Source organism: Nodularia sp. LEGE 04288 (genome assembly GCF_963896525.1).
Classification (GTDB): domain Bacteria; phylum Cyanobacteriota; class Cyanobacteriia; order Cyanobacteriales; family Nostocaceae; genus Nodularia.
The window spans coordinates 1-7,352 of the sequence record NZ_CAWQOY010000043.1; the positions used below are offsets into that span (position 1 = coordinate 1).

Below are 7,352 nucleotides of genomic sequence, written 5' to 3' on the forward strand. Positions count from 1 at the left end.
CCACTCCCCACTCCCCCCCACTCTCAACTGGATAAACAGCAAACTCCTCCCCGCCTTACAACAAACAGACGCAGAAATTACCAACTTACTCCACGGACTTGATGGTAAGTACATCCCCAGCGCCCCTTCTGGCGCACCCACACGCGGCCGCCCGGAAGTCCTCCCCACTGGGAGAAACTTTTATTCAGTGGATATTCGCGCCATCCCCACAGAAACCGCTTGGGATATCGGCAGAAAAGCCGCGGAAAACCTGATTGAATGCTACACCCAAGAAAACGGTGAGTATCCCAAAACATTGGGGTTATCGTTGTGGGGAACTGCAACTATGCGAACTGGTGGAGATGACATCGCCGAAGCCTTGGCTTTACTCGGTGTACGTCCGGTTTGGGATGGTGCAGCCCGGCGAGTCGTAGACTTTGAAATTCTACCCCTGAGCATTTTGGGTCGTCCCCGTGTCGATGTCACCTTACGTATTTCGGGATTTTTTAGAGACGCTTTCCCCAATTTAATTGATTTATTTGAGCAAGCTGTATCAGCAGTAGCAGCACTGAACGAAACCTCAGAGTATAATCCCTTGGCAGCCCAAGTTAACCAAGATACCGATTATTGGATACAACAAGGTTTGACTCCAGAAGCAGCCGGATTGCGATCGCAATACCGGGTTTTTGGTTCTCAACCAGGTGCTTATGGTGCCGGACTTCAAGGCTTAATGGCATCGCAAAATTGGACAGATGATCAGGATTTAGCTCGTGCTTATATTAATTGGAGTTGCTACGCTTACACCAGTGCAAGTTCCCCCGATGCAAAAGGCGAATTAGTGGGAATTTCTGCCCCAGAAGCCTTTGAGCAACGCTTGGCACAAATGCAAATTGTCCTACATAACCAAGATAATCGCGAACACGACATCCTCGATTCTGATGATTATTACCAGTTTCAGGGTGGATTAACAGCAGCCGTGCGGTCACTTCAAGGAAAAAATCCGCAAACCTATTTTGGTGACAATTCCAATCCAGATCAACCACGTGTTCGCCAACTCAAAGCAGAAATTGCACGGGTATATCGTTCTCGTGTAGTTAACCCCAAATGGATCGAAGGCATGATGCGCCACGGCTACAAAGGTGCATTTGAAATGGCCGCCACAGTCGATTATCTATTTGCCTACGATGCTACAGCCCAATGTGTGGAAGACCATATGTATGAGGGCATAACACAGGCGTATTTATTAGATCCCGTCGTCTGTGAATTTATCCAAGATAAAAATCCTTGGGCAATGCGTGATATTGCTGAAAAATTATTAGAAGCACACCAGCGTAGTTTATGGCAGGATGTAAGTATACAGACATTAGAAAATTTACGAAATCTAGTACATCAAGCTGAAGCGACCATCGAAGAAAAATAATTGGTGTAGGAAACAGATATGGACAACCTTGCGTATTTGTATTTAGCCGATGCCTATGAGAACAGCGCATCCAGCGAATTAGTATCCCTGAGTGCTTTATTAAACAAAGCATCTGCACCTGACTGGAAACGCCTTTCTAGTAGAGCATGGAAGCATATGTTACCCCTAGCTCTAGCCTTGTCTATTCTCAGTTCTGTCAGCAGCGTTTTGGCACTAGAACGAGGCGATCAAGGCCCTTCTGTCAGGAGTCTCCAAGAACAGTTGCAACAAGCAGGCTTTTATCAAGCTCCCATCACACAAGTCTATGATTTCGCCACAGAAGATGCTGTCCGGCGTTTTCAACAAGCTTATGGTTTAGCAGTTGATGGCATTGTCGGAGTCACCACAAGACAACAATTAGAAACTTGGCCTACACAACAACCGAGTTATCAAGCGCCCATACCAAGTACTAATAATCCACAATTACCCCAACTCAGTACTGCCAGTACACCATTTTCCACAATCAGTAATAGCAATCCACAACCTCCAAGACCCAACACTGCCATCTCAGCTGCAACAGTTAATACTGTCAAAACTCAAACTACAAGCCGTAATTCCAACCTGCTACAGTTAGGTGATGAAGGCCAACAAGTGAAGGTTTTACAAGAACAGTTACGGGTAGCGGGTTTCTATTCCAGTCAAGCCACAGGGATATTTGGACCGATTACAGAAATAGCCGTCAAACAATTTCAACAAGCTTATAAATTAGATGTTGATGGCATTGTCGGCCCAGCAACAATCAGCAAATTGCCAACCGTGGGTGTGGGTGGAACAGAAACTCCTCCCAGACAGAGAGTTAATCCAGACAATCTCATTACAGGACATCGCGGTGAAGCAGTCAGACTTCTTCAAGAACATTTGATCCAAGCAGGATATCTCAAAGGAATACCAGATGGATACTTTGGTCCCCAGACTGCGGAGGCGGTAAGTCAGTTTCAAGCAGCTAATTACTTAGCCGCTAGTGGTATCGCCGGCCCCACCACAAGAGCTAAACTATATAGCTTAATTAATACCGCTCCCCAGAGTGAATTTAGTATCTTGGAAATTCAAAGGCGACTACAAGACAAAGGTTTCTATCAAGGCCGTCTCAACGGTTTGATGGCAGATGATACCAAAAGAGCCATTAAGCAAGCCCAAGAATTTTATGGCATCAGTCTCAGTGATATCAGAAGCGGACGCTTTTAGCATCCGCTCTCGATGTTGACAGAGATGATTTCCCAACGGGTGACTCTCCTCATGCAGTGGTTACAAAGGCATGAGCGCCCGTTGACATTTAGGACATACTGCGTGGATTGTCATTTGACAGTCCAGCAGGTGAAACCCTTCCTTTTGAGCAGTTTTTGAACCTATTTTTAAAATCGAGTCGTTTTTAAACTCAATAGTCGCGTTGCATTTTACACAAATTAAATGGTGGTGATGATGGGGGTAGGGCTGGTTGATTTCGTAATGCTTGTGTCCTTCTCCCAGTTCTAATTCCCGCAAAATCCCCATGCGTGCCATCAATTTCAAAGTCCGATAGATAGTGGAAAGACTGATGCCTTCCCCATCACTTTCTAAACGATGATAAAGATCCTCTGCACTCAGATGTTCACCTTGCGGAAGTTCTTGAAAAATGTGTAGAATTGTTTCGCGCTGGGGAGTTAAACGCCAGCCTCGATCATTCAGTTCTGCCTTGAGTGAAGTAGATGTGTAAACAGTCATACTAATTTTTCTCAACAAAGCCTATTAATTGAGAATATAACAAATTTTGAGGGCAATTTGCAACAATCATCTCTTATTGCAAATATTTACCAAATGATTAAGAATAATTCTGGAATCAACATTAAATACAAGCTATTAGCCATACAAGCATCAGGAGCTTGAATCTTGAAGTGTGCATTTACAGGTAGCTTGTGTTTGAGTCGGCGCAAAATTTTTCAATTTTGAATTTTTTCATGCTTGACGCTACCTGTAGGCTGAGGGAAAGCTCACAGAACCGATCAATCCCAAGTGGCTTGGTTCCATAAACCAAACCTCAGAAACTGGAAATACTCATTCCGAAAGTTGGATATCTAAGAGATACAATTGAACCTCTTAGATTAACTGCCTGTTTTGAAACCGCCAAGAATCAATAACAACCGATTCATGACTAACTTAGAGATTCCAAATAATCACGGATCAGGTTGCGCCGTTTTGGTTGGCGGAGCTTTTGTAAAGCTTTGGATTCGATTTGGCGGACTCGTTCTCTGGACAAATCAAGAGCGCGGCCAATTTCGGCTAAGGAGTAAGGATGACCATCGGACAAACCAAAGCGCATGAGAATCACATCACGCTCACGGCTAGTTAAATCTGCCAACAGACTATGCAAGTCTTTTTGTAAAGATTCTCGCATTAACATTTCTTCTGGGGTTACACAGTCGGTTTCTAGTAATTCACCTAGTTCGGTGTCTTTATCTTTACCTACTTTTGTTTCCAGAGAAACAGAACGCGGGACTCTGAGCAACACTTCGCGCACTGCGGCTGGTGTCATTTCTAACTCAATTGCTAAATCTTCTAAGGTAGGAGTGCGACCTTTTTCTTGAGCAATTTTGCGTTGAGCTTTTTTAATTTTATTCAGCTTTTCTGTAATATGAACAGGTAAGCGAATTGTCCGACTAGAAGTAGCGATCGCTCGCGTAATTCCTTGACGAATCCACCAATAAGCGTAAGTACTAAAGCGATATCCCTTCGTCGGGTCAAATTTTTCAACGGCTCGTTCTAAGCCTAAAGTTCCTTCTTGAACTAAATCTAATAATTCCAAACCGCGATTTTGATACTTTTTCGCCACCGAAACAACCAAGCGCAGATTCGCCTTGATCATGTGTTCTTTGGCGTGAAGTCCCTGGGACTGCACTTGTTCCAGTTCTTCCACAGTTAACTTGGCAATTTCCGCCCAACGACGCTTGCCATTTGCTAAAGTGGGTTTGAGATCCGGCAACTCTATCCCAGCAGTGGTAGCCCACCTTTCCAAAGAAGGGCGATGTCCCAGTTCAGATGTCAGACGCTCCTGAACTTGAACTAACTTGAGAAATGGTGCAATGACTTCATCGCCTTGCTTTGCCGCATCAGCAAGTACAGTCCGCATCCGTAAGTAACGTTGGACTTTTTGTGCTTCGGAAACTTCTTCATCGCGCCCTAAAAGCCGAACTCGCCCAATTTCCTGAAGATATAGACGTACTAAGTCTGTACTACGACGGTTAGTGTTCGCAGCAAAGTTAGCAGGATCAACAGCAGCTACTTCCAACTCTTGGATATCATCTGCCGATAACTCACCATCATCAATGATGAGTTCTTCATCCAAAGCCTGGCGGGACTTTTTGGTATTGGAGGCCGCATCTGCGTAAAAAGATGTTGCTGGCATAACGATCGTCTCAATGGCTCCAGGTAACAATAGATTACGGTCAGCTAATTAACTGTTGCTATTGTTCCCGTGATTCAAGATGAACTAACACGGTTGAGGTTTTCAGTAAATTTTTCTGTAAAAAAAACAAACTGAAATCTTCCCACACTAATACCGAACTGTATCGGTTGAGCGTCTGAATTGAACCAATAGCTATTCAAATCTATATCTAGGCTTTAGATGATAAAGTACCTAGTTACTATTTCAACTTTGATAAATATTTATGATCACATTGGTAACTGGTATAAACATCTGTTGATAAATATCATGTTGATCATTGGCATAGTCATATCTACATGGAATGGAAGTAATATCCTGACGATTTATTATTTTTTTTCTAGGGATTATTCAGGAATAACTACAAGTGCTAGGTTGTCATAGATTAGCTAGTATACACGCAGAAAGCGCCATAAAACTTCTCCCACTCACGTTTAATAGTTTAGTTGTACTCTGGCTTGATATCTCGTAGCATCAGTTCTAAAAGTGCTTGTCGGGGTGTGACTTCACCTTGAAGTAAGCGATCTACTTGCTCAGTAATGGGGATAGCAATACTTTGTTGCTTGGCTCGTTGCACTAATACTTGGCAAGTGTTGACACCTTCAGCCGTTCCTGGTAGATTTGCCAGAATTTCTGTCAGTGTTTTACCACCAGCCATTTGGTAACCAACTTGGTAATTGCGACTCAAAGGACTGTTGCAAGTTGCTAACAAATCTCCTAGACCGGATAAACCATAAAATGTTTCCGTCTTTGCACCCCAACTATGGCCAATGCGAACCATTTCTGTGAGTCCACGGGTGACTAAAGCGGCTTTGGCGTTGGTTCCCAGATGTAAGCCATCACAGACACCAGCTGCGATCGCAATTATATTTTTCAACGTCCCCCCTAGTTCCACCCCTAAAGGATCAGGATTGGTATATACCCGAAAACAAGGAGAAGAAAATACCAGCTGCACAAATTCAGCCGCAGCCATATCATTGCTGGCCGCTACCGTTGCAGCTGGTAATGATTGTTGAATTTCTTTCGATAGATTTGGCCCAGATAAAACAACGACTGGATGATCCCGAAATGCTGTTTGCCAAATTTGCGAAGGCGTACAGGTAGTTTTGGGGTCTAAGCCTTTTGTCGCTGTCACAAAAATTGTTTTTGGAGAAAGGGGGAAAGACTGTATTTGAGAAACGACATCACTCACCCCTGTCATTGAAATCGCCGACAAGATGATTTGGGCATCTTCTATAACTGCTTGCAGATTTGCTGACCCCCGACGCGACCACATCCGCACCTGATGGCCGTTTGCAGTCGCCAAATCTGCTAAAGCTAGACCCCAAGCACCTGCACCCAGAATCGCTATGGTAGTTTTTTGCACCGCTATCATCACCATTCCCAACTATTTAAATCTCAGACGCAATGAATCGCGTCTCTACTTGACGGGGGTAGCGTTGCATTAATTCCCTCACTTGCTCCGCATGATATGAGCTTCTGGTCAAGGGAGAGGAAACAACTTGTAAAAACCCGATTTCTGCACCGAATACCTGCCAAGCCGCAAATTGTTCTGGAGTAATAAAGTCATTAACTTGCAAGTGTTTTTGACTGGGTTGGAGGTACTGCCCAATGGTCAAAATGTCGCAATCTACAGAGCGTAAGTCTTGCATAACCTGGCGGATTTCGGCATCAGTTTCACCTAACCCGACCATAATCCCTGATTTAGTGTATACCCAAGGGGCAATTTGGCGAGAGCGTTGTAATAATTCCAGAGTGCGCTGATAGTTTCCTTGGGGACGCACCCGACGATATAAGCGCTCAATGGTTTCTGTATTGTGGTTAAGTACCTCTGGCGCAGCTTGTAAAATGATTTCTAAAGCCTGCCAATTACCGCACAAATCAGGAATTAGCACCTCAATTGTGGTTTGCGGTGAAACGCTACGCACTGCTGCAATACACCGTACAAACTGAGAAGCACCACCATCAGGCAAATCATCTCGGTTTACAGAAGTAATCACCACATGATTTAGTTTCATCCGGCGCACAGCTTCAGCCAGTCGTGCTGGTTCTGTGGGGTCTAGAGGTTGGGGTTTTTTTTCAAAATCAATGTCACAGTAAGGACAAGCACGGGTACAAGCAGGCCCCATAATCAAAAATGTGGCAGTGCCGGCTTGAAAGCACTCACCAATATTCGGACAGGACGCTTCCTCGCAAACTGTATTGAGTGCTAAATCCCGCAAAATTTCTTTGACGTTACCAACGCGCTCCCACTGAGGGGCTTTTACTCGCAACCAGTCTGGTTTAACAGTCACAATCGGCTCTTAAGAAGTGATACAAATCTCATCGTAGCAAGCAAAGCTGTGAGTGAAGATATTTTTCATCTATATGAAACGCCTTATGTGAATTAAGGCAGAGGATGCTGTTCAAAAGTAAGAACGTCAATACCAAAACGAAGACGCAGAAAAATACGTAAAGTATGACTGGTGATTTTAGCAGCAACATGGACGCAGATACCAT

The 7,352-nt window shown here is 44.2% G+C and carries 6 protein-coding genes and 1 pseudogene; 2 read left to right on the forward strand and 5 right to left on the reverse strand.

The annotated features are described in order from the left end of the window. A partial coding sequence (locus AACX33_RS03525) for a cobaltochelatase subunit CobN (protein ID WP_227789433.1) occupies positions 1–1,399 on the forward strand: 1,399 nt, incomplete at its 5' end. Between the two features lie 18 nt (positions 1,400–1,417). After that, positions 1,418–2,623 carry a peptidoglycan-binding domain-containing protein gene (locus AACX33_RS03530; RefSeq protein WP_194003001.1) on the forward strand — a complete coding sequence of 402 codons (1,206 nt, stop codon included), beginning with the start codon at positions 1,418–1,420 and terminating at the stop codon, positions 2,621–2,623. Positions 2,624–2,683: 60 nt separating this feature from the next. On the opposite strand, the gene AACX33_RS03535 is transcribed toward AACX33_RS03530, so the two are convergent. From AACX33_RS03535 to AACX33_RS26445, 5 genes and pseudogenes are all read right to left on the reverse strand, one after another. Beyond that, positions 2,684–3,139: a Fur family transcriptional regulator gene (locus tag AACX33_RS03535; RefSeq protein ID WP_089089987.1), complete on the reverse strand. Its 456-nt coding sequence runs from the start codon at positions 3,137–3,139 to the stop codon at positions 2,684–2,686. Between the two features lie 427 nt (positions 3,140–3,566). Further along, entirely contained in the window at positions 3,567–4,817 is a 1,251-nt protein-coding gene (gene sigC / locus AACX33_RS03540) for an RNA polymerase sigma factor SigC (RefSeq protein WP_194002999.1), read from the reverse strand. 478 nt (positions 4,818–5,295) lie between these two features. After that, on the reverse strand, positions 5,296–6,219 hold the full coding sequence (locus AACX33_RS03545) for an NAD(P)H-dependent glycerol-3-phosphate dehydrogenase (RefSeq protein ID WP_194003111.1): 924 nt from the start codon (positions 6,217–6,219) through the stop codon (positions 5,296–5,298). 25 nt (positions 6,220–6,244) lie between these two features. Continuing rightward, on the reverse strand, positions 6,245–7,147 hold the full coding sequence (gene lipA / locus AACX33_RS03550; protein WP_194002997.1) for a lipoyl synthase: 903 nt from the start codon (positions 7,145–7,147) through the stop codon (positions 6,245–6,247). Positions 7,148–7,239: 92 nt separating this feature from the next. Then, a pseudogene (locus tag AACX33_RS26445) lies at positions 7,240–7,352 on the reverse strand (IS982 family transposase); the annotation flags it as partial.

Coding starts and splice junctions, on each gene's coding strand:
- AACX33_RS03535 (WP_089089987.1), bottom strand. CDS start 3,139: ATGACTGTTTACACATCTACTTCACTCAAGGCAGAACTGAATGATCGA.
- AACX33_RS03530 (WP_194003001.1), top strand. CDS start 1,418: ATGGACAACCTTGCGTATTTGTATTTAGCCGATGCCTATGAGAACAGC.
- sigC (WP_194002999.1), bottom strand. CDS start 4,817: ATGCCAGCAACATCTTTTTACGCAGATGCGGCCTCCAATACCAAAAAG.